General features: G+C 69.0%; 1 protein-coding gene. It reads left to right on the plus strand.

Translation table 11 applies throughout. The features are described from left to right. The coding region (locus EN846_RS34320; RefSeq protein ID WP_145971989.1) for an OmpA family protein at positions 1-313 on the plus strand (313 nt) is incomplete at both ends.

A 313-nucleotide genomic window follows, 5' to 3' on the forward strand; every position in this document is an offset into this window, starting at 1 on the left:
GCTGGCCAACTACCTGAACCACGTGCCGAACCGGATCAGCCTGACCGGCCACACCGACATCACCGCCTATTCGGCCGCACGCGGCTACGGCAACTGGGAACTGAGCGCCGACCGCGCCAACGCTGCACGACGTGCACTGGTGGACGGCGGCCTGGAGGACAGCAAGATCACCCGCGTGGTCGGCCTGTCCTCGTCAGTGCTGTTCGACAAGGCCGACCCGCAGAACCCGATCAACCGCCGTATCAGCATCGTGGTGATGACCCAGGCCGCCGAAGCGGCCGCGCTGGCCGGCGCCGGGCCGCAGGTCGGGCTG

The organism is Mesorhizobium sp. M4B.F.Ca.ET.203.01.1.1 (assembly GCF_004791025.1).
Classification (GTDB): Bacteria; Pseudomonadota; Alphaproteobacteria; order Rhizobiales; family Rhizobiaceae; genus Mesorhizobium; species Mesorhizobium abyssinicae.